The sequence below is a fragment of the Curtobacterium luteum genome, from assembly GCF_001475545.1.
In the GTDB taxonomy this organism is placed as follows: domain Bacteria; phylum Actinomycetota; class Actinomycetes; order Actinomycetales; family Microbacteriaceae; genus Curtobacterium; species Curtobacterium luteum_A.
The window spans coordinates 33,073-53,607 of sequence record NZ_LDQC01000038.1; the positions used below are offsets into that span (position 1 = coordinate 33,073).

A 20,535-nucleotide genomic window follows, 5' to 3' on the forward strand; every position below is an offset into this window, starting at 1 on the left:
TCAGCAGCTGGTTCGACGTCGGTTTCCTGGTTCGACGCCAGGGAAGCTGCGCCCGCGCCTGCTAGATCTTGCGGAGCAGCACCGAGTTGACCGTGTGGTTCGCACCCTTCTTGAGCACGAGGGTCGCCCGGGAGCGCGTCGGCAGCACGTTCTCGACGAGGTTCGGCTCGTTGATCGCCCGCCACACCTCGGTCGCCGTGCGCACCGCGTCCTCGCGTGAGAGCGAGGCGAAACGGTGGAAGAACGAGTCCGGACTGGAGAACGCTTCCTCCTGCAGGGCGAGGAACCGGTCGACGTACCAGGACTCGATGTCCTTCGTCTTCGCGTCGACGTAGATGGTGAAGTCGAACAGGTCGGACAGCGCGAGCCGCCCGTTCGTCGGCGCCGCGAGCACGTTCAGCCCCTCGACGATGAGGATGTCCGGCTGTCGGACGACCACCTCGGCGTCGGGCACGATGTCGTACACGAGGTGCGAGTAGAACGGCGCCCGGACCTCGGCTGCCCCGCTCTTGACCTGGCTCACGAAGCGGAGCAGCGACCGGCGGTCGTACGACTCCGGGAAGCCCTTCCGGTCCATGATCCCGCGGCGCTCGAGCTCGGCGTTCGGGTACAGGAACCCGTCGGTCGTCACGAGTTCGACCCGTGGCGTGTCCGGCCACCGTTTCGTCAGTTCGCGCAGCAGTCGCGCGACGGTGGACTTGCCGACCGCGACCGAGCCTGCGACGCCGATGACGAACGGCGTCCGGCTCGCGCGCTCCCCGAGGAAGGCGGAGGTCGACGCGTGCAGGTTGCGGGCGCCGGCGGCGTACAGCGTCAGGAGGCGCGACAGCGGCAGGTAGACCTCTTGCACCTCCTGCATGTCCAACCGGTCGCCGAGCCCGCGCAGCTGCACGATCTCGGTCTCGGTGAGGGACAGGTGCTCCCTCGGTGCGAGCTGCGCCCACTCGTCGCGGGGGATCTCCACGAAGGGGGTCGGGTGCGCGACGGCGGTGTCCGTGATCGGCATGGGGACGAGCGTACCGACGGGAGGCCCGGATCACGTGAGCGGGCGCGCTCACCTGATCCGGGCCTCCCGTCCGGTCCGCGGTGCGCGACCGCGCGACGCTGGCCGGCCTGCTCGGGAGGCGATCAGGCGGGCAGGGCCGCCTCGATCGCAGCGATGACCTCGGGGGCGTCCGGCTTCGTGGTCGGGCGGAACCGCGTGACGGTGCCGTCCGGGGCGACGAGGAACTTCTCGAAGTTCCAGCTCACCCGACCGGCCTTGCCCGCGCTGTCCGGGGTCTCCTTGAGCGCCTGGTAGAGCGGGTGGGCGCCCTTGCCGTTGACCTTGACCTTCTCGGACATCGGGAACGTCACGCCCCAGGTCGTCGAGCAGTACTCCTCGATCGCCTCGGAAGAGCCGAGCTCCTGCAGGAACTGGTTGCTCGGGAAGCCGAGGACCGTGAAGCCCCGCGGGCCGTACTCCTTCTGGAGTGCCTCGAGTTGCTCGTACTGCGGCGCCAGCCCGCAGCGCGACGCGACGTTCACCACGAGCACGGCCTTGTCGGAGAACTGCCCGAACGTGGTGTGCTCACCGTGCAGTGTCGTGATCTCGATGTCGTCGAACCGTCCCATGGCCCAAACGTTATCCGCGACCCCGGGGCTTCGCAGGGTGGGGTCCCAGGCAGACCGTAGGATCGATGCCATGTGTGGAATCGTCGGCTACGTCGGCAGCAACAGCAGCCAGGACGTGCTCCTGGGAGGACTCCGTCGGCTCGAGTACCGCGGGTACGACTCGGCGGGCATCGCCGTCGTGGACGCTACATCGGACCTCGCCTCGGCGAAGAAGGCCGGCAAGCTCCAGGCACTCGTCGACGAGCTCGAGTCGCACCCCATCGCCGACGGCGGCACCGGCATCGGCCACACCCGGTGGGCGACGCACGGCGGTCCGACCGACGGCAACGCGCACCCGCACCTCGCTGACGGCGGCAAGCTCGCCCTCATCCACAACGGCATCATCGAGAACTTCGCCGAGCTCCGCGCCGAGCTGCAGGCCGAGGGCGTCGAGTTCACCAGCGAGACGGACTCCGAGGTCGCGGCGCACCTCGTCGCGAAGTCGTTCCGGGCCACCGGTGACCTGACGGACGCCATGCAGCAGGCCGTGCAGCGGCTCGAGGGCGCGTTCACGCTCCTCGTCGTGCACGCCGACCAGCCCGGTGTCGTCGTCGGCGCCCGTCGCAACTCCCCGCTCGTGGTCGGCCTCGGCGAGGGCGAGAACTTCATGGGCTCGGACGTCGCGGCGTTCGTCGCGTACACGCAGCGGGCCCTCGCCATCGGGCAGGACGAGATCGCGACGATCCGCCCCGACGGCGTGGACGTCATCCACTTCGACGGCAGCCCGGCGTCGCCGAGCGAGTTCGAGGTCAACTGGGACGCCTCCGCTGCCGACAAGGGCGGCTGGTCGTCCTTCATGGCGAAGGAGATCAGCGAGGAGCCCGAAGCCGTCGCGAAGACGATCCTCGGTCGCGTGCACGACGGCGCGGTGACCCTGACGGACCTCGACCCGATCGCCGAGCGCCTCGCGACCGTCGAGCGTGTCATCGTCATCGCCTGCGGGACCGCCGCGTACGCCGGCATCCTCGGCAAGTACGCCATCGAGCAGTGGGCCCGCGTCCCCGTCGAGGTCGAGCTCGCGCACGAGTTCCGGTACCGCGACCCCGTGCTCGACGAGCGCACCCTCGTGGTCTCGATCAGCCAGTCGGGCGAGACCATGGACACGCTCATGGCCGTGAAGTACGCCCGCGAGCAGGGCGCGCAGGTCCTCTCGATCTGCAACACCCAGGGCGCGACGATCCCGCGCGAGTCCGACGCCGTCATCTACACGCACGCCGGGCCCGAGGTCGCCGTGGCCTCGACGAAGGCGTTCATCGCGCAGGGCGTCGCGCTGTACCTGCTCGGACTGCACCTCGCGACCCTGCGTGGGACGCTGACGGCCGAACAGATCGCGGAGCAGGTCGCCGAGCTCGAGGGCCTCGCCCCGAAGCTGCAGCAGACCATCGACGACGCATCCGGCATCAAGGACCTCGCCCGTTGGATGGCCGACACCAGGAGCGTCCTGTTCCTGGGCCGTCACGTCGGGTACCCGATCGCGCTCGAGGGTGCGCTGAAGCTCAAGGAGCTCGCGTACATCCACGCCGAGGGCTTCGCCGCCGGTGAGCTCAAGCACGGACCGATCGCGCTGATCGAGCCCGGGCAGATCGTCTTCGTGATCGTGCCGTCGCCGCGCGACAGCCGTTCGCTCCACCCGAAGGTGGTGTCGAACATCCAGGAGATCCGCGCCCGCGGCGCCCGGGTGATCGCCATCGCGGAAGAGGGCGACGCCGCCGTGCTGCCCTTCGCCGACGAGGTCCTGCGGATCCCGCTCGCGACGCCGCTGTTCGAGCCGCTGCTCGCGGTCGCGCCGCTGCACATGTTCGGCATGGAGCTCGCCGCGGCCAAGGGCCTCGACGTCGACCAGCCGCGCAACCTCGCGAAGTCGGTCACCGTCGAGTAGTCGCTCGTGATCATCGGCATCGGGGTGGACGTCGTCGACCTGGAACGGTTCCGGGGTGTGCTCGAGCGCACCCCGGCGCTCCGGACGCGGCTCTTCACCCCGGCCGAGCTCGTCCGCGACGGTGAACCGCGTCCGGCCGCGTCGCTCGCCGCCCGGTTCGCCGCGAAGGAAGCCCTCATCAAGGCCTTCGGGTCGAGTGCGGGGCTCAGCTGGCAGGAGCTCGAGGTCGTCGCGGACGACCAGCGGAACCCGTCGCTGACGCTCCACGAGGGCGCGCGCCGGGTCGCGGAGCAGCGCGGCGTGACGAGCGTGCACCTGTCGCTGTCACACGATGGAGGGATCGCGACGGCGTTCGTGGTCATCGAAGGGAACAACACGTGAGCGCGTTCACCGGCATCACGGTCGATCGGGAGGCGTTGATCGCCAACTACGCGACCGTCGCCGAGCAGGTGGCACCGTCCGGCGTCATCGCGGTCGTCAAGGCCAACGCGTACGGCCACGGCGCGGCCGACGCCGCGAGGGCGTTCGTGGACGCCGGTGCGGAGTGGCTCGGCGTGGCGGACATCGACGAGGGCATCGCCCTGCGCGAGGCCGGCATCGACGAGGGCACCCGCATCCTGGCGTGGTTGCACGCACCCGACGAGGACTTCCGTCGCGCCGCGCAGTACGGCATCACCCCGGCGGTCTCGAGCGTCTCGCAGCTGTCGGCGGCGGCCGACTCCGAGGTGCCCGCCGTGCACGTGTGCGTCGACACCGGGCTGAGCCGCAACGGCGCCGTCGAGTCCGAGTGGCCCGAGCTCTTCGAGACCGCCGGTCGGCTCGCCCGCGGCGGCTCGCGCACCCGGGTCGAGGGGCTCATGTCGCACCTGGCGAACGCCTCACGGGACGACGACCTCGACCAGGACGCCGCGCTCCAGCGGGCGCTCGACGGCCTCGCGGCGAACGGCGTCGTGCCGGACATGGTGCACCTCGCGGCCAGCGCGGCGAGCATCGCCGTGCCGGAGACCCGGCGGGACATCGCGCGTGTCGGCGTCGCGCTGTACGGGCTGAGCCCGTTCGCGGACCGCACCTCGGCCGACCTCGGGCTCCGACCCGCGATGCGAGTGACCGCGGCGGTGCTCCGGACCGTCCCCGTCCACGCCGGCGAGGGCGCCAGCTACGGGTTCACCTGGCGCGCCGAGCAGGACACCCGTCTCGCGGTCATCGGGCTCGGCTACGCCGACGGCTTCGACCGGGCACTCGGCAACCACGTCTCGGTCCGCATCGGCGACCGCCGCTTCCCGGTGGTGGGCCGTGTCGCCATGAACGCCATGCACATCGACATCGGCGACGCCGCGGTGCAGGTCGGCGACGAGGTCGTCCTCTGGGGCGACCCGGCCGACGGCGATCCGGCGGTCGAGGAGTGGGCCGACGCGATCGGCACGATCAACTACGAGGTCGTCGCCCGCATCGGGCGCAGCGTCGAGCGGAGGACCACGTGAGCGCGTCACTGCGACAGGCATCGGTCGACCTGGACGCGTACCGGGCGAACCTCGACCTCGTCCGCGAGTGGATGGAACCGGTCGAGCTCATGGCGATCATGAAGGCCGACGCGTACGGCCACGGGCTCGAACCGATCGCGCTCGCCGCGGTCGACGCCGGGGTGCGGTGGATCGGCGTGCTGACCGTCCCGGCCGCCCTCCGGCTCCGCGCCATCGGCGTCGACGAGGACGTCCGCGTGTTCACGTGGCAGCACGCTGCGGACCTCGACTTCCGCGACGCGATCGACTCCGCGATCGACCTCGGGGTCTCGAACGTGCCCGAGCTGCAGCGGGTCGTCGACGCCGTGGACCACCGTCCAGCGCGCGTGCACCTCGGCTTCGACTCCGGCCTCCACCGCGACGGTGCGACGCCGGAGGACTGGCCGGCCCTCGTCGCCGCCGCGCTCGCCGCCCAGCGCGCCGGTCGGATCGAGGTCGTGGCCGCCTACACGCACCTCGCGGAGTCGTCGGACGACGAGGACACCGCCGCCGTCGCCGCGTTCGACGCCGCCGTCGAGCAGGCCGAGGACGTCGGGCTCGACATCCCCGTGCGGCACGTCGCCGCGTCGCTCGCGGGACTGGAGCGCAAGGAGTTCCGCAAGGACATGGTCCGGATGGGCGCGAACCTGTTCGGCATCCCCGGCGCTGACGGCGTCTCGGCCGCCGACCTCGGGCTCGAGGCCGTGATGACGCTGCGCGCCTCCGTCGCGAAGACGAAGCGGGTGCCCGTCGACACCGGTGTCTCGTACGACTACACCTACCGCACCGCCGCCGAGACGACGCTCGCACTCGTCCCGGTCGGGTACGCGGACGGTGTCCCGCGGCTCGCGCAGGGACGGGTGCAGGTGGCGATCAACGGGAAGCGCTACCCGATCGCGGGTCGGGTAGCGATGGACCAGTTCCTCGTGGACGTCGGCGACGACGAGGTGCGGGTCGGCGACGTCGTGACGCTGTTCGGCACCGGGGAGCACGGCGAGATGACGGTGCTCGAGTGGGGTGCCGCCCTCGACACGATCGGCGAGGAGATCGTCTGCCGCATCGGTGAGCGCGTGCCCCGCGTGTACGAGGGCCACGAGGCCGAGGGGCACGTGGCCGAGTACCTCCGGGGTGAGCGGTGACCGAGCCGCGCGTCCTCGTCGACACCACCGTCGCCACGACGGAGGGGATGGGCGAGCTCGGTGCTCGTCTCGCGGGCGTCCTGCGCGCCGGGGACCTCGTCGTGCTGACCGGTCCCCTCGGAGCGGGCAAGACGACGCTCACCCGCGGCCTCGGGGCAGCGCTCGGAGCCCGCGGGCAGGTGTCCAGCCCGACGTTCGTGCTCGCCCGGACCCACCCGACGACGAGCGGCCCGGACCTCGTGCACGTCGACGCCTACCGCCTGTCCGACCCGGTGGAGCTCGACGACCTCGACCTCGACTGGGACGGCTCCATCGTCGTGGTCGAGTGGGGGCGGGGGTTCGTCGACGGGATCTCCGACGACGTGCTCGACGTCGAGATCGTCCGGGCGACGGGAAGCGCCGGTGACAGCGCAGCCGACGACCTCGACCCGGACGACGTGCCCGACGAGCCCCGGCGGGTCATCGTCACGGGTACCGGCAGCCGCTGGGCCGACGTCCGGCTCTGAGGCCGGTCACCGCAGCGCGGGCTCCTGCTCCGCCACGAGGCCCCTGGCAGGACGCCTACGATGGACGGGTGCTGCTCGCGATCGACACCTCCGCCGGGACGTCCGTCGCCCTCGTCGACCCGGCCACCGGACGCGAGCTCGCGAACCGGAGCACTGACGACTCCCGTCGTCACGCCGAGGTGATCGGCCCGTTCCTCACCGAGGTCCTGACGGAGGCCGGGGTCACACCAGCAGAGGTCACCGGAGTGGTGGCCGGCATGGGCCCGGGGCCGTTCACGGGCCTCCGCGTCGGCATCGCCGCCGCCCGTACCTTCGCCGCCGCACGCGGCGTCGCCTTCCTCCCGCTCGTCAGCCACGACGCCGTCGCGGCCGACCAGCCCCACACCGGCCCGTTCATCGTCATCACGGACGCCCGCCGCCGCGAGGTCTACTGGTCGGCGTACGACGTCGACGGCGTCCGCGTCGCCGGCCCGGGACTCGCCAAGCCGGCGGACCTCGACGAGGTGATCCGCGCCTCCCGTCCGGAAGCGGCCACCTGGGAGCGCGTCACCGCCGTCGAGATCCCGGCCGGGAGGCTCGGCGCGCTCGCCGCGGATCGTCTCGCCTCCGGCGCTCCCCTCGCCGACGACACCCCGCTCTACCTGCGCGATCCCGACGTGACGATGCCGGGAGCCCCGAAGCGGGTCGTCCGGTGACGGGCCTCCCCGACGGGCTGCGGCTCCGACCGGCCCACCCACAGGACCTCGACGACATCATGTGGCTCGAGCACGTGTCGTTCCCCACGGACGCCTGGTCGGCGTCGCAGATGTCCGGCGAGCTGTACTCGCCGCACGGGTACTACGTGGTCGTCGAGACCGTGGCCGAGGGCACGGCGCCGACGGTCGTCGGGTACGCCGGGCTGTCCTCGCTCGCGGGCAACCCGGTCGCCGACGTGCAGACGATCGCCGTCGCCGCCGACCATCGCGGGCGCGGCATCGGCAGGGTGCTCTTCGCGGAGCTGCTCGACGAAGCGCGTCGTCGCGGCGTGCACGAGGTCTTCCTCGAGGTGCGGGCGGACAACCCGGTGGCGCAGGCGATGTACACCGCGTTCGGCTTCGAGCACATCGCCACGCGGCCTCGCTACTACCAGCCGGACGGCGTCGACGCGTGGGTGATGCGCGCGGAGCTGCCCGCCGGAGCCGGCAGCGGTTCCGTCGGGCCGATCGGACAGGAGGCGCTCGATGAGCACCGCTGAACCACTCGTGCTCGGCATCGAGACGAGCTGTGACGAGACCGGCGTGGGCATCGTCCGGGGGAACACCCTGCTCGCGAACGTCATCGCGTCGAGCATGGACGAGCACGCCCGGTACGGCGGCGTCGTGCCCGAGGTCGCCGCACGGGCGCACCTCGAGGCCATGACGCCGACGTTGCACGAAGCGCTCGACCGCGCCGGTGTCACCCTCGACGAGCTCGACGCCGTCGCGGTCACCGCGGGGCCCGGCCTCGCCGGGGCGCTCATGGTCGGGGTCGGCGCGGCGAAGGCCCTGGCGGTCGCGACGGGCAAGCCGCTGTACGGGGTGAACCACCTCGTCGGGCACGTCGGTGCTGACGTCCTGCGGGCGGACGGCTCCGAGATCGAACTGCCGACCGTCGCGCTGCTCGTCTCCGGTGGTCACACGTCGCTGTTGCTCGTGCGGGACCTCGTCGGTGACGTGGAACTCCTCGGCGAGACGATCGACGACGCCGCGGGTGAGGCGTTCGACAAGGTCGCGCGGCTCCTCGGCCTGCCGTACCCGGGCGGCCCGCAGATCGACGAGGCGGCAGCCGAAGGGGACACGACGGCGATCCGGTTCCCCCGCGGCCTGACGCTGCCGAAGGACATGGCGGCGCACCGCTACGACTTCTCGTTCTCCGGCCTGAAGACCGCGGTCGCCCGATGGGTCGAGAAGTGCCGCGACGAGGGCCGCGAGGTACCCGTCGCCGACGTCGCCGCGTCCTTCCGCGAGGCCGTGGTCGACGTGCTCCTCACGAAGGCCCTGAACGCCTGCCGCGACACCGGGGTCGACCGACTCCTGCTCGGCGGCGGTGTCGTGGCGAACGCCCGTCTGCGTGCCGTCGCGACCGAACGGTGCGCGGCCTCCGGCATCGCGCTCAGGATCCCGCCGTTCGACCTCTGCACCGACAACGGCGCGATGATCGCTGCGGTCGCCGCACGGCTCGTCGCCGACGGACACGCGCCGAGCGACCTCGGGATCGCCGCAGACTCGACGCTGCCGGTCACGACCGTCCAGGTCTGACGTCCGACGGCACCGCTCGGCGTCCTGCACGGGCTCGGGCTCCGTGTGGAACGATGGGGGCCGGTACCCGACCAACGGTGCCGGGAGGGGTGGACACGGTGTCCGATCAGAACCAGTGGCCGAGGCCGGGGCAGCCCGACGAGCAGCCGAGCAGCGGGTACCCCGGCGCCGCGCAGCCCGACGGCACCCGTGCGTCCGAGCCGGCGTCGACCCCGGCGCCCGGTGAGGCACCGAGCGCCCCGCAACCCCCGAGCGCGCCGCAGCCGCCCGAGAACCCGTACGGCCAGAACCCGTACGGCTCGCAGCAGACCGGCTCGCAGCAGACCGGCTCGCAGCAGAACCCCTACGCCGCGCCGAGCAACCCGTACGCTGCGCCGAACCAGCAGCAGTACGGGCAGCAGCAGTACGGACAGCCGCAGTACAGGCAGTCGCAGTACGGGCAGCAGCAGTACGGGCAGTCGCAGTACGGGCAGCCGCAGTACGGCGGCCAGCAGCCGTACGGCGGTCCGTACGCCGCGGCGGGCTACCAGCCGTACGCGCAGCGCCCGAAGACGAACACCCTCGCGATCCTCTCGATCGTGTTCGCGTTCGGCGGCATCCTGATCTGGCCGATCGTCATCCTCACGAGCCCGGCGGGCGCGATCATGGGCCACGTCGCCCTCGGCAAGATCAGGGAGACCGGGGAGGGCGGCCGCGGACTCGCGCTCGCCGGCATCATCGGCGGCTGGGCGCTGACCGGTCTGTACGTCCTGGGCGCGCTCGCGTTCTTCGCGCTCATCGGTGTCGCGAACTCCCACGGGACCAGCGTGTACGGCGACCCCGGGACCTCGGGGGCCTTCATCGGCTAGCCCGTCTCCGAACGGACTGCGCGACGGCGGGTTCCCGGTCGGGTCCCCGCCGTCGTCGTGATCAGCTCGCCACGTCCGAGAGCCGCTCGCACAGGATCGCGGTGTGCCGTCCATCCACGCGGGTGAGCACGAGCGTGACCGCACGCCGCCCCCGGAGCCGCAGCCGCTTCCGGAACTGCGCCGGGTCGACGTCGACCCCGCGCTTCTTGATCTCCACGGTGCCGACGTCGTCCGCGGCCAGTCGTGCCGCGAGCTGCTTCACGTCGAGGGGCATCGTGTCGACGACCCGGAACCCCTGGGCGAACGGCGTCGAGACGGCGCGGTCCGACGTGACGTAGGCGATGCCGTCCGAGAGCATGCGACCGTCGATCGACCGCGCGAGGTCCCCGATGAGGCGTGCGCGGATCACGGCGCCGTCGGGCTCGTAGAGGTACGTCCCCAGTGCACCGACGGGCACGTCGGGTGCATCGGCCGCCGCGGTCAGTTCGGCCACTCCGTGCGCCCCGATCACGGTGGCAGCGCGCCGGACCCCGTCGCGGGCGAGCGGGCCGAACCAGAGGGCGAGCTCGACGACCTCGCGGTCGACGGACACCCACTGCGCCTCGGCCGTGTCGGGGACGAGGTCGCGGTCGATGCCCGGGCCGAGCTTCACGCCGGTGGGGGGCGTCGTCGCGGCGGCGAACACGGTGTCGAGCGACGGCGACCAGTCGTCCGGGTCGGCCAGGCGTCGGGTGTTCCCGTGTCCGGCGGTGCGACGCGCGGGGTCCATCCACACGCCGTCGACGCGCGAGAGGTCGAACGCTGCGGCGTCGCCGAGTTCCACGCGGGCATCGGGCCACGGCGCGAGGTTGTGCGTCGCGACCGCCGCGGTGACCTCGTCGCGGTCCACCGCGGTGACGTCGAGGTCGAGCGCTGCCATCGCCATCGCGTCACCGCCGATCCCGCACCCGAGGTCGGCCACCCGTGTCAGCCCGGCGGCGGCGAACCGGCCGGCGTGCTGCGCGGCGACCTGCAGCCGGGTCGCCTGCTCGAGCCCGGCCTCGGTGAACAGCATGCGCGCGGCGAACGGGCCGAACTTCGCGGCCGCCCTCTGCCGGAGCTTCGCCTGGGTCAGGACGGCGGCGACGAGCCCGGGGTCGTGCCCCTCGCCACGGAGGCGCGAGACGACCCGGACGATCTCGCCACCGTCGGAGACGCTCGGAGTACGGTCGAGCAGGGCCATCCCCTCGGGGGTGAGCAGCTGGGCGAGTTCGGCGGCGTCCACCCGACGATCCTCCCAGGTCGCCGGCGAGCCCGACACGTGCTGGCACTCGGATTGACCGAGTGCCAGACTGTCCCTAGAGTTGGCGTTGGCACTCTCCTGTGCGTAGTGCCAACCGGTTCCCATCTGTACCGAGTCAGTACCGAGAAAGAAGAGGTCACCGTGGCCGTCAGCATCAAGCCGCTCGAGGATCGCATCGTCATCCGCCAGGTCGAGGCGGAGCAGACCACCGCTTCCGGTCTGGTCATCCCGGACACCGCCAAGGAGAAGCCCCAGGAGGGCGAGGTCGTGGCCGTGGGTCCGGGCCGCGTCGACGACAACGGCAACCGCATCCCGCTGGACATCGCCGTCGGCGACAAGGTCATCTACTCCAAGTACGGCGGCACCGAGGTCAAGTACTCGGGCGAGGACCTGCTGGTCCTCTCGGCCCGCGACGTCCTCGCGGTCGTCGTGCGCTGATCCAGCCCACACTGCGAACGCCCCGTCGGCCACCTGGTCGGCGGGGCGTTTGTCCGTCCGCGCTCGGTCCGGCGGTGCGCTCCGCGCCTTCCGTCCGGGAGGCACGGTGCCGGTCCGCAGCGTCGGCGTGGCTTCCTAGGATGGTTCCGTGAGTGAACCGACGACCACGCGACCCGTCCGCAGCGAGGCATCCGTCGGGGTCCTCCAGGCGATCGTGGCCTACGGGCTGTGGGGACTCATGCCGCTGCTCTTCGCGGCGATGTCCCCGGCCGGAGCGTTCGAGATCGTCGCCTGGCGGATCGTCTTCGGGCTGGTGTTCTGCGCGGTCGCCATCGCCGTCACCCGCTCGTGGCTGCGCACCCGTTCCCTGGTCGCCCAGCGCCGGGTGATGCTCGTGATGGGGCTCGCGGCGGTGCTCATCCTGGTGAACTGGACGGTGTACGTCGCGGCGACGACCACCGGGCACACGGTCGAGGCGGCCCTCGGCTACTTCATCAACCCGCTCGTCACGATCGCGCTCGGCGTCGTCGTGCTCCGTGAGCGGCTTCGTCCGGCGCAGTGGGCCGCGGTCGGCATCAGTGTCGTCGCGGTGGTCGTGATCGCGGTCGGGTACGGGCAGATGCCGTGGATCTCCCTCGCGCTGGCGTTCTCGTTCGGACTGTACGGGCTCGTGAAGAAGCGGGTCGGCGGGACGGTCGACGCACTGAGTGGTCTGACGATCGAGACCGTGTGGCTGCTGCCGATCGCGGTCGTCGCGCTCGTGGTGATGGGGGTGACGGGCCTCGGCGGCGGCGTGACGTTCACGAGCGAAGGGTGGGCGCACGTCCTCGTCACGGTGCTGACCGGACCGGCGACCGCGGTGCCGCTGCTGCTCTTCGCGTCGTCGGCGCGGCGGGTGAGCCTGTCGACGCTCGGGTTGACGCAGTACCTCGCGCCGGTGGTGCAGCTGCTCGTCGGTGTGGTCGTGCAGCACGAGCCGATGCCGCCCGAACGGTGGATCGGCTTCGCGATCGTGTGGCTGGCGCTCGTCGTGCTCACGGTGGACAGCTTCGCTGCGGCACGGTCCTCGCGGCGTCGTGCCCGGGCAGCACCGGTTGCTGACCCGGCCTGACCTGTCGGCCGTGCGCCGTGCCTCCAGGCCGTCCCGCGGTGGGCCGGAGGTCCTGGCCTGGCGCGCGCAGCGGGCCGAGTCTCGGCCCCGCGGACAGTTTCCCGCCCTCGCGGCCGCGAAACCGTCCGCGGAGGCGAGTCTCGGGGTCGGCGACCGACCGTGCGCCGAGGAGCCACGAGACATGACGCCGGCCCCGAGTCTCGGCTGCGTGCAGCCGAGACTCGGGGCCGGTCGTCGTGAGCCGGACCTACTTCGAGACCGAGCCCTGGATGGCGCTCTGGTACACAGGCTTGTTGTCCGCGTCGAACTTGTAGATGCCGATGTAGGCGCTCGACGGGTCGTTGTTCTCGTCGAACGGCCCGATGCCGGAGGGACCGGTGTAGTGAATGTCCTTGCCGTCACCGAGGAGCGTCGAGCACTCCTTGAACGTCGAGCACTCGGTGCCGCCGTCCGCGCCGGAGACCGCAGCCATGTTGGCCTGGATCGTGCCGGAATCGGTGCCCTTGCCCTTCACCGCGGCGAGGGCGGCGAGCATCGTGGCGTCGTAGGACTCGGCCGCGTACGAGTAGTCGGCGAGCTCCTTGCCCGAGGACTGCTTGTAGAACGCGGCGAGCTTCTTCTTCAGGTCGTCCTTCGGCGAGGCGCCGGGGATGGTGCCCTGCGCGCCCTCGAGGGTGCCCTTGTCGAAGTCCTTCGAGTAGTCAGCGGTGTTGCCGTCGGACATGTAGATGCTCGACATCTTCGCGTTCTGCGCCTTGAGCTCCGGGATGATCGACTTCGTCTCGTCGAAGGCCAGGACGACGATCGCGTCCGGCTTCGAGTCGAGCGCTGCGGTCACCTCGGACGAGAACGTGGTCTGTCCGGGCGGGAACTCCTGACCCTTGCCCTTGCCGCCGTAGACGACCTGGCCACCGGACGCCTCGACCGCGGCCTGGACCGAGTTGCGCAAGCCCGTGCCGTAGGTGTCGTTGAAGACGAGGAACGCGACCTTGGCGTTGCCGTCACCCGTGATGAGCTGGCCGAGCGCCGAACCCTGCACCGAGTCCGGCGGTGCCGTCCGGAAGTAGTACGACGAGTAGCCGGAGAGGTCGGTCGCAGTGTTCGCGGGGGAGATCTCCACGATGCAGTTGCTCGTGAGCTGGTCGATCACGTTGAGCGTGACGGACGAGGACTCGGCGCCGATCGCGACCGGGACCTTCGCGTTGACCAGCTTGTTCGCAGCGGCGCTCGACACGGTCATGTCGTTGCTGTCGCCGGAGTCCGTCGCCGGGCTGATCGAGACGTCCTTGCCCAGCACGCCGCCGGCGGCGTTGATGTCCTCGACCGCGAGACCCACACCGGACTCGGCGGGCGGGTTGAGGTACGCGAGCGAACCGGTGAGCGGCAGGATCGTGCCGATCTTCAGCGCGTCGGTGCTGCGGGAGTCCGGAGCCTTGCAGCTCGCGGCCGGGTCCTTCTTCGCGCCGCCGGAGGCGGACTCCGAAGGCGAGCTGCCGCCCGAGGTGGTGGAACACGCGGCGAGCAGGAGTGCTGCAACTCCCGCCACTGCCAGTGCCGAGGTGGCACGGGTGGTTCTGATCATCCGTGGAGCCCTTTCTCTGCGCGGGGGACCGGACCGCATCGGGTCGAGCGCGGTGTCCTCCGCGTGGGATGTCGAGAAAGCTAGAGCGGATCTGTTTCGCCCGTGTGACGATCATCCACCCCTGGATGTTTCGTTACAGAGCCGTGATGCAAGCTGAGCAGCCGCACAACCGCCCTGTCCCCCGGACGCGCGAGCGCCCCGCTCCTCGTGGAGGAACGGGGCGCTCGGAGGGTCGGGTCAGCGGCTGTAGTTCGGCGCCTCGACGACCATCTGCACGTCGTGCGGGTGCGACTCCTTGAGCCCGGCCGGGGTGATCCGGACGAACTTCCCGCGGGCCTTGAGCTCGGGGACGGTCCGGCCGCCGACGTAGAACATCGACTGCCGCAGGCCGCCGACGAGCTGGTAGACGGCGTTCGCGACCGAGCCGCGGTACGGCACCTGGCCCTCGATGCCCTCCGGGATGAGCTTGTCGTCCGAGGGCACGTCCGCCTGGAAGTAGCGGTCCTTCGAGTACGAGGTCTTCTTGCCGCGGGTCTGCAGCGCGCCGAGGGAGCCCATCCCGCGGTACGCCTTGAACTGCTTGCCGTTGACGAAGACGAGGTCACCGGGGGACTCGTCGGTGCCCGCGAGGAGCGAGCCGAGCATCACCGTGTCGGCGCCGGCGACGAGGGCCTTCGCGATGTCGCCCGAGTACTGCAGGCCGCCGTCGGCGATGACCGGGACGCCGGCCTCACGCGCGGCGAGGGAGGCCTCGTACACGGCGGTGACCTGGGGGACGCCGACGCCCGCGACCACGCGTGTGGTGCAGATCGACCCCGGGCCGACACCGACCTTGACGGCGTCGACACCGGCGTCGATGAGGGCCTGTGCGCCGGAACGCGTCGCGACGTTGCCGCCGATCACGTCGACGCCGGCGAACGCGGGGTCGGCCTTGATGCGACGGACCATGTCGAGGACGCCCTCGCTCTCGCCGTTGGCGGTGTCGACGACGAGCACGTCCACGCCGGCCTCGAGCAGGGCGGTCGCGCGCTGCCAGGCGTCGCCGAAGAAGCCGATCGCCGCGCCGACGCGGAGGCGCCCCGCGTCGTCCTTCGTGGCGTCCGGGTACTTCTCGCTCTTGTCGAAGTCCTTCACCGTGATGAGGCCCTTGAGACGGCCGGACTCGTCCACGAGGGGGAGCTTCTCGATCTTGTGCTCGGCGAAGATCGCGACGGCGTCGTCCGGGTCGATCCCGACCGGGGCCGTGATGAGCGGCGCCTTCGTCATGACGTCGCGCACGAGCGTGGTCTGGTGCTCGAACGGGGCGACGAAGCGCATGTCGCGGTTCGTGATGATGCCGACGAGCTTGCCGTCACCCTCGACGACCGGCAGGCCGGAGACCCGGAACTGTCCGCAGATCGCGTCGACCTCGGCCACGGTGGCGTCCGGGGTGGTCGTCACCGGGTTCGTGATCATGCCCGACTCGGAGCGCTTCACCTTGTCGACCGCGGCGGCCTGGTCCGCGATGGACATGTTGCGGTGCAGGATGCCGATGCCGCCCTGGCGCGCCATCGCGATCGCCATGCGGGCCTCGGTGACGGTGTCCATCGCGGCGGAGAGCAGCGGGACGTGCACCTGGATGCGCTTGGTGAGCCGGGACGTCGTGGACGCCTCGCTCGGGATGACGTCGGTGTGCCCGGGCAGGAGCATGACGTCGTCGTACGTGAGTCCGATGAATCCGAACGGATCCGGCTGGTCCATGAGTCCCCTCCGTGGGCTGGGTGTCGTGTGGGCGGCACGTGCCGTGGGGCGGCACCTGAAGTGGTCGAGACACCGGGAACGCTGCGACGGGTTCCGGATGAGCAATGGTAACGCGCGCGGGTGGGCGCGCATTCCGGACCGGGAAGCACCGCCGAACCTGTGCAGGATCACGGTCAGGGCACGATTTCTCCAGGGAACGTGGTGGAAACACGGGGGACACAAAAACTCCCTAGGGTCCTCGACTATCCGAACGAGAGGCTCATCCGTGGGTTCCATCACTCCGCCGGGGCCGGCGCTCCTACGCCGGTTCCGCCGAGGGGCACCAGGCCGCAGCCGCCTGCTCCTCGCCGCAGTACTCTTCCTCGCTTTCCTCGCCACCTTCGCGGTCGACTGGGCAGTGTCGCCCGCGGCCCACGCGGCGACGAGCAGTCCCTCCGCCAGCGCCAGCACCTCGGCGCCGACCGGCCCGTGCGTGGTCAGCCCGACGAACGGGTGCATCCGCGGCACGATCCTCGACTCCGAGCGGGACCCCGCCTCGGGCGTCGCCGTCGACGTCGCCGGAGCGGGCGGGTTCGCCCAGACCGCGACGACCGACGACTCCGGTCGCTGGTCCGTGACGATCACGACGCCGGGGCAGTACACCGTCAGCGTCGACCAGGACTCCCTGCCGAAGGGCCAGTACCTGACGAACGCCGCGGACGCCGAGCGGAAGGTGACCGCGACGCTGAACGCCAACGTCGGACAGATCTTCCAGCTCTCCGACCAGCAGGGCGCCACCACGCAGGCGGACACGAGCAGCTTCAGCTTCACGCGTGCCTGGCAGCAGTTCGCCTCCGGCATCCGGCTCGGACTCCTCATCGCACTCGCCTCGATCGGCCTCTCGCTGATCTACGGCACGACCGGGCTCTCGAGCTTCTCGCACGGCGAGCAGGTCACCCTCGGCGGCCTCCTCGCATACGTGTTCGCGAACCAGCTCGGATGGAACATCTGGGTCACGGGCATCGTCGTCACCCTGCTGTGCGCCGCGACCGGGTACCTGCAGGACGCCGGGATCTGGCGGCCACTCCGCCGGAAGCGGATCAGCCTGACGCAGCTCATGATCGTGACGATCGGCCTGTCGATCGCTGCGCAGTACGCCTTCCAGTACTTCTTCGGCGCCTCGACCGTCCGCATCCAGCAGGGCAACCCGGAGACGGTGTCGTTCGCGGGCATCACGCTGACGGTGCAGTCCTACGTCGCGATGGCGATCGCGCTGGTCGTGCTCGTCGCCACCGGGCTCTTCCTCGCGAAGACCCGCTTCGGTCGGGCGACCCGTGCGGTCTCGGACAACCCGGCGCTCGCCGCGGCGTCCGGCATCGACGTCGACCGGGTGATCCGGTTCGTGTGGACGCTGGCCGCCGGCCTCGCCGGACTGTCCGGCGTGATGCTCGGCCTCGTGCTGAACGGCGTGAACTGGCAGACCGGCCTCCAACTGCTCCTGCTCATGTTCGCGTCGGTGACCCTCGGTGGTCTGGGCACCGCGTACGGGGCGCTCGCCGGCTCGATGATCATCGGCATCGTCGTGGAGCTCACGAACCTCGTGCTGCCGGGTGACTTCAAGTACGCGACGGCCCTCGTGATCCTCATCCTCATCCTGCTGTTCCGGCCGCAGGGCATCTTCGGTCGCGCCGAGCGGATCGGCTAAGGGAGCGCGTCATGGACTACTTCGTCAACCTGCTCAGCAGCCTCAGCCAGGAGGCCCTGGCACCCACCACGGCCGCGTTCGCCCTCGCCGCGATCGGCCTGAACGTGCACTTCGGCCTCACCGGACTCGTCAACATGGGCCAGGCGGCGTTCCTGCTGCTCGGCGCCTACGGCTTCGCGATCTCGATCACGAACGGTCTGCCCTTCGTGGTGGCGGTGCTCATCGCCCTCGCCATCGCCATCGTCTTCGCGATCATCCTCGGCATCCCGACCCTGCGGCTCCGCGGTGACTACCTGGCGATCGTGACGATCTCCGGCGCCGAGATCATCCGCATGGTCGGCCGGTCGAGCCTGCTCACGGACACCACCGGCGGCTCGAACGGCATCGCCGGATCGACCTACCGCGACCCGTTCAACGCGATCAGCCCGCTGCCGGACGGCACCACGACCATCCTGTGGTTCACGTACTCGAACAACGGCGTCAACGGCTGGTGGATCCGACTCGCGGCGTGGGGACTCGTCGCCCTCTTCACCCTCGTGCTCTTCCTCCTCATGCGCAGCCCGTGGGGCCGCGTCGTGAAGGCGATCCGCGAGGACGAGGACGCCGTCCGCTCCCTCGGCAAGAACGTCTACTCGTACAAGATGCAGGCGCTCGTCTTCGGTGGCGCACTCGGAGCCCTGGCCGGCGTCATCTACGTCCTGCCGAGTTCCGTGCAACCGGACGCCATGGGCCGCTCGATGACGTTCTTCATCTGGACGGCGCTCATCCTCGGCGGTGCGGCGACGGTGTTCGGGCCGGTGCTCGGCGCGGTGCTGTTCTTCGTCGTCCGGCTCTTCATCCGCACGGTCGCGAGCGACTTCATCCCCGACTCGATCATGAACCAGCAGCAGGCGGAGCAGTTCTCCTACGTGCTCGTCGGCGTCGCGCTCATGCTCCTCATCGTGTTCCGTCCACAGGGACTCCTCGGCAACAAGAAGGAGCTGACGTTCAGTGTCTGAGTACAGCCACCCCAAGGCCGACCCGATCCTGACGGTCGACACCGTCACCCGGCGCTTCGGCGGCATGACCGCGGTCGACGTCGACCACCTCGAGGTCCAGCGGGGCTCGATCACCGCCCTCATCGGCCCGAACGGCGCGGGCAAGACGACCTTCTTCAACCTGCTCACCGGGTTCGACAAGCCGAGCCCCGGCGCGACGACCCGCTTCAACGGCGACACGCTGCAGAAGACGAGCGCGACGCACATCGCGAACAAGGGCATGGTCCGCACGTTCCAGCTCACCAAGGCGCTCTCGCGGCTCACAGTGATGCAGAACATGCTGCTCGGAGCACGCGACCAGCCGGGCGAGAACTTCTTCGCCGCACTCGTCCCCGCTCTCTGGCGACCCCGTGAGCGGGCGATCACCGCGAAGGCCGAGGAGATCCTCGCCCGCTTCAAGCTCGACACGAAGGCCGACGACTACGCCGGCTCGCTGTCCGGCGGTCAGCGGAAGCTCCTCGAGATGGCCCGCGCGCTCATGTCCGACCCGACGATGATCATGCTCGACGAGCCGATGGCCGGCGTGAACCCCGCGCTGACCCAGTCGCTCCTCGGGCACATCCAGTCCCTCCGCGACGACGGCATGACCGTGCTGTTCGTCGAGCACGACATGCACATGGTCCGGCACATCTCGGACTGGGTGGTCGTGATGGCCGAGGGCAAGGTCGTGGCCGAGGGGCCGGCCGACACCGTGATGGACGACCAGGCCGTCATCGACGCGTACCTCGGTGCCCACCACGACACCGACCTGGGCGACGACTCGCTCCTCACCGAGGAGACCTACGAGGAGCTCGCCGAGGAAGTCAAGGAAGAAGACGAGCAGGAGGCGACCCGATGACCGACGCACCGAACGCTGCCGACGCGAGCCGCGCCTCCAGTCCGACGTCGGCGGCTGCCGAGACCGGCGCGACCGCAGCGCCGACCGCCACCGCCACCCTGGACCGCGAGCCGGTCCTGAGCGCGAAGAACCTCGTCGCCGGCTACCTGCCCGGGGTCAACATCCTCAACGGGTGCGACCTCGACTGCTACCCCGGCGAGCTCATCGGCATCATCGGCCCGAACGGTGCCGGCAAGTCGACGCTCCTCAAGGCGCTCTTCGGTCTCGTGTCCATCCGCGAGGGGTCGGTGAGCCTGCAGGGTGAGGACATCACGAACCTCAAGGCGAACAAGCTCGTCCAGGCGGGTGTCGGCTTCGTCCCGCAGACGAACAACGTCTTCCCGTCGCTCTCCATCGAGGAGAACCTGCAGATGGGGCTGTACCTCCGTCCCCGGAAGTTCGCCGAGCGCCTGGAGGTCATCTACGACCTCTTCCCGGTGCTCGCGCAGCGCCGCAACCAGCGGGCCGGATCGCTCTCCGGCGGTGAGCGGCAGTCGGTCGCGATGGCCAGGGCGCTCATGATGGACCCCAAGGTGCTGCTCCTCGACGAGCCGAGCGCAGGCCTGTCGCCGGTGCGGCAGGACGAGACGTTCATCCGCACGCGCCGGATCAACAAGGCCGGTGTGTCGATCATCATGGTGGAGCAGAACGCGCGACGCTGTCTGCAGATCTGCGATCGTGGGTACGTGCTCGACCAGGGGAGGAACGCGTACTCGGGCACCGGGCGCGAGCTCGCCGACGACCCGAAGGTCATCGAGCTGTACCTGGGGACGCTCGCCAAGGACGTCGACTCGGCGCGGTAGCGCCGGTCGGCCGCGGGTCCCGCTGTGGGGGTGGGATCCGCACCGGGTGGGGCCGTGCGTGGACGCTCCGCGCCGCACGGCCCCATTCCCGTGTGCGCCCGGTCCCGGTGTCCCGGGTGCGGCTCCCGGTGGTCCCGGCGGGTCGGCCGCCGGGTCGCGCCGTGCACCGGCCTGGAGGCAC

General features: G+C 70.7%; 20 protein-coding genes. 15 read left to right on the forward strand and 5 right to left on the reverse strand.

What is annotated here, in order from left to right; translation table 11 throughout:
- Positions 1–61: 61 nt before the first annotated feature.
- Positions 62–1,006 (reverse strand): type I pantothenate kinase, encoded by a 945-nt coding sequence (gene coaA, locus NS184_RS07010; protein ID WP_058725406.1) that lies wholly within the window; start codon positions 1,004–1,006, stop codon positions 62–64.
- Between the two features lie 122 nt (positions 1,007–1,128).
- Entirely contained in the window at positions 1,129–1,614 is a 486-nt protein-coding gene (locus NS184_RS07015; RefSeq protein WP_058725407.1) for a glutathione peroxidase, read from the reverse strand.
- A 70-nt stretch (positions 1,615–1,684) separates the two neighbouring features.
- On the opposite strand from NS184_RS07015, the gene glmS reads away from it, so the two are divergent.
- The 9 genes from glmS to NS184_RS07060 all read left to right on the forward strand — a co-directional run bounded on the left by glmS (position 1,685) and on the right by NS184_RS07060 (position 9,800).
- The gene (gene glmS, locus NS184_RS07020; RefSeq protein ID WP_058725408.1) at positions 1,685–3,532 is read left to right on the forward strand and encodes a glutamine--fructose-6-phosphate transaminase (isomerizing); all 1,848 of its coding nucleotides are present in this window, start codon (positions 1,685–1,687) and stop codon (positions 3,530–3,532) included.
- Positions 3,533–3,538: 6 nt separating this feature from the next.
- Entirely contained in the window at positions 3,539–3,913 is a 375-nt protein-coding gene (locus NS184_RS07025) for a holo-ACP synthase (protein ID WP_058725409.1), read from the forward strand.
- Positions 3,910–5,013, forward strand: a complete 1,104-nt coding sequence (gene alr, locus NS184_RS07030) for an alanine racemase (RefSeq protein ID WP_083513522.1) — start codon at positions 3,910–3,912, stop codon at positions 5,011–5,013. Before NS184_RS07025 ends, alr (NS184_RS07030) begins: the two co-directional genes overlap by 4 nt.
- Positions 5,010–6,170, forward strand: coding sequence for an alanine racemase (gene alr / locus NS184_RS07035; RefSeq protein WP_058725410.1), 1,161 nt, complete (start codon positions 5,010–5,012; stop codon positions 6,168–6,170). The genes alr (NS184_RS07030) and alr (NS184_RS07035) overlap by 4 nt, the downstream gene beginning before the upstream one ends.
- Positions 6,167–6,676 carry a tRNA (adenosine(37)-N6)-threonylcarbamoyltransferase complex ATPase subunit type 1 TsaE gene (gene tsaE, locus NS184_RS07040; protein ID WP_058725411.1) on the forward strand — a complete coding sequence of 170 codons (510 nt, stop codon included), beginning with the start codon at positions 6,167–6,169 and terminating at the stop codon, positions 6,674–6,676. Before alr (NS184_RS07035) ends, tsaE begins: the two co-directional genes overlap by 4 nt.
- 68 nt (positions 6,677–6,744) lie before the next feature.
- The gene (tsaB, locus tag NS184_RS07045) at positions 6,745–7,371 is read left to right on the forward strand and encodes a tRNA (adenosine(37)-N6)-threonylcarbamoyltransferase complex dimerization subunit type 1 TsaB (RefSeq protein ID WP_058725412.1); all 627 of its coding nucleotides are present in this window, start codon (positions 6,745–6,747) and stop codon (positions 7,369–7,371) included.
- Positions 7,372–7,388: 17 nt separating this feature from the next.
- A complete protein-coding gene (rimI, locus tag NS184_RS07050) occupies positions 7,389–7,910 on the forward strand; it encodes a ribosomal protein S18-alanine N-acetyltransferase (RefSeq protein WP_058725467.1) in 522 nt (173 codons plus the stop codon).
- Positions 7,897–8,952 carry a tRNA (adenosine(37)-N6)-threonylcarbamoyltransferase complex transferase subunit TsaD gene (gene tsaD, locus NS184_RS07055; protein ID WP_058725413.1) on the forward strand — a complete coding sequence of 352 codons (1,056 nt, stop codon included), beginning with the start codon at positions 7,897–7,899 and terminating at the stop codon, positions 8,950–8,952. Before rimI ends, tsaD begins: the two co-directional genes overlap by 14 nt.
- Positions 8,953–9,050: 98 nt before the next feature.
- On the forward strand, positions 9,051–9,800 hold the full coding sequence (locus NS184_RS07060; protein WP_152998098.1) for a DUF4190 domain-containing protein: 750 nt from the start codon (positions 9,051–9,053) through the stop codon (positions 9,798–9,800).
- Between the two features lie 61 nt (positions 9,801–9,861).
- Here NS184_RS07060 and NS184_RS07065 read toward each other — a convergent pair whose 3' ends face one another.
- Positions 9,862–11,064 carry a class I SAM-dependent methyltransferase gene (locus tag NS184_RS07065; RefSeq protein ID WP_058725415.1) on the reverse strand — a complete coding sequence of 401 codons (1,203 nt, stop codon included), beginning with the start codon at positions 11,062–11,064 and terminating at the stop codon, positions 9,862–9,864.
- Between the two features lie 159 nt (positions 11,065–11,223).
- Between NS184_RS07065 and groES the strand changes: the two genes are divergently transcribed.
- The gene (gene groES, locus NS184_RS07070; protein ID WP_022904625.1) at positions 11,224–11,520 is read left to right on the forward strand and encodes a co-chaperone GroES; all 297 of its coding nucleotides are present in this window, start codon (positions 11,224–11,226) and stop codon (positions 11,518–11,520) included.
- 148 nt (positions 11,521–11,668) lie between these two features.
- Positions 11,669–12,631 carry an EamA family transporter RarD gene (gene rarD / locus NS184_RS07075; RefSeq protein ID WP_058725416.1) on the forward strand — a complete coding sequence of 321 codons (963 nt, stop codon included), beginning with the start codon at positions 11,669–11,671 and terminating at the stop codon, positions 12,629–12,631.
- Between the two features lie 247 nt (positions 12,632–12,878).
- Here rarD and NS184_RS07080 read toward each other — a convergent pair whose 3' ends face one another.
- A complete protein-coding gene (locus NS184_RS07080) occupies positions 12,879–14,213 on the reverse strand; it encodes an ABC transporter substrate-binding protein (protein WP_058725417.1) in 1,335 nt (444 codons plus the stop codon).
- A gap of 237 nt (positions 14,214–14,450) precedes the next feature.
- Positions 14,451–15,953, reverse strand: coding sequence for an IMP dehydrogenase (guaB, locus tag NS184_RS07085; RefSeq protein WP_058725418.1), 1,503 nt, complete (start codon positions 15,951–15,953; stop codon positions 14,451–14,453).
- A 472-nt stretch (positions 15,954–16,425) separates the two neighbouring features.
- Here guaB and NS184_RS07090 point away from each other — a divergent pair, with 472 nt between their 5' ends.
- From NS184_RS07090 to NS184_RS07105, 4 genes are read left to right on the forward strand one after another with little or no spacing between them, the layout of a single operon-like run.
- Positions 16,426–17,637, forward strand: a complete 1,212-nt coding sequence (locus tag NS184_RS07090) for a branched-chain amino acid ABC transporter permease (protein ID WP_242862985.1) — start codon at positions 16,426–16,428, stop codon at positions 17,635–17,637.
- An 11-nt stretch (positions 17,638–17,648) separates the two neighbouring features.
- Positions 17,649–18,635 (forward strand): branched-chain amino acid ABC transporter permease, encoded by a 987-nt coding sequence (locus NS184_RS07095; protein ID WP_058725419.1) that lies wholly within the window; start codon positions 17,649–17,651, stop codon positions 18,633–18,635.
- On the forward strand, positions 18,628–19,512 hold the full coding sequence (locus NS184_RS07100; RefSeq protein WP_058725420.1) for an ABC transporter ATP-binding protein: 885 nt from the start codon (positions 18,628–18,630) through the stop codon (positions 19,510–19,512). The genes NS184_RS07095 and NS184_RS07100 overlap by 8 nt, the downstream gene beginning before the upstream one ends.
- Positions 19,509–20,354: an ABC transporter ATP-binding protein gene (locus NS184_RS07105; protein WP_242862986.1), complete on the forward strand. Its 846-nt coding sequence runs from the start codon at positions 19,509–19,511 to the stop codon at positions 20,352–20,354. Before NS184_RS07100 ends, NS184_RS07105 begins: the two co-directional genes overlap by 4 nt.
- Positions 20,355–20,535: the final 181 nt, after the last annotated feature.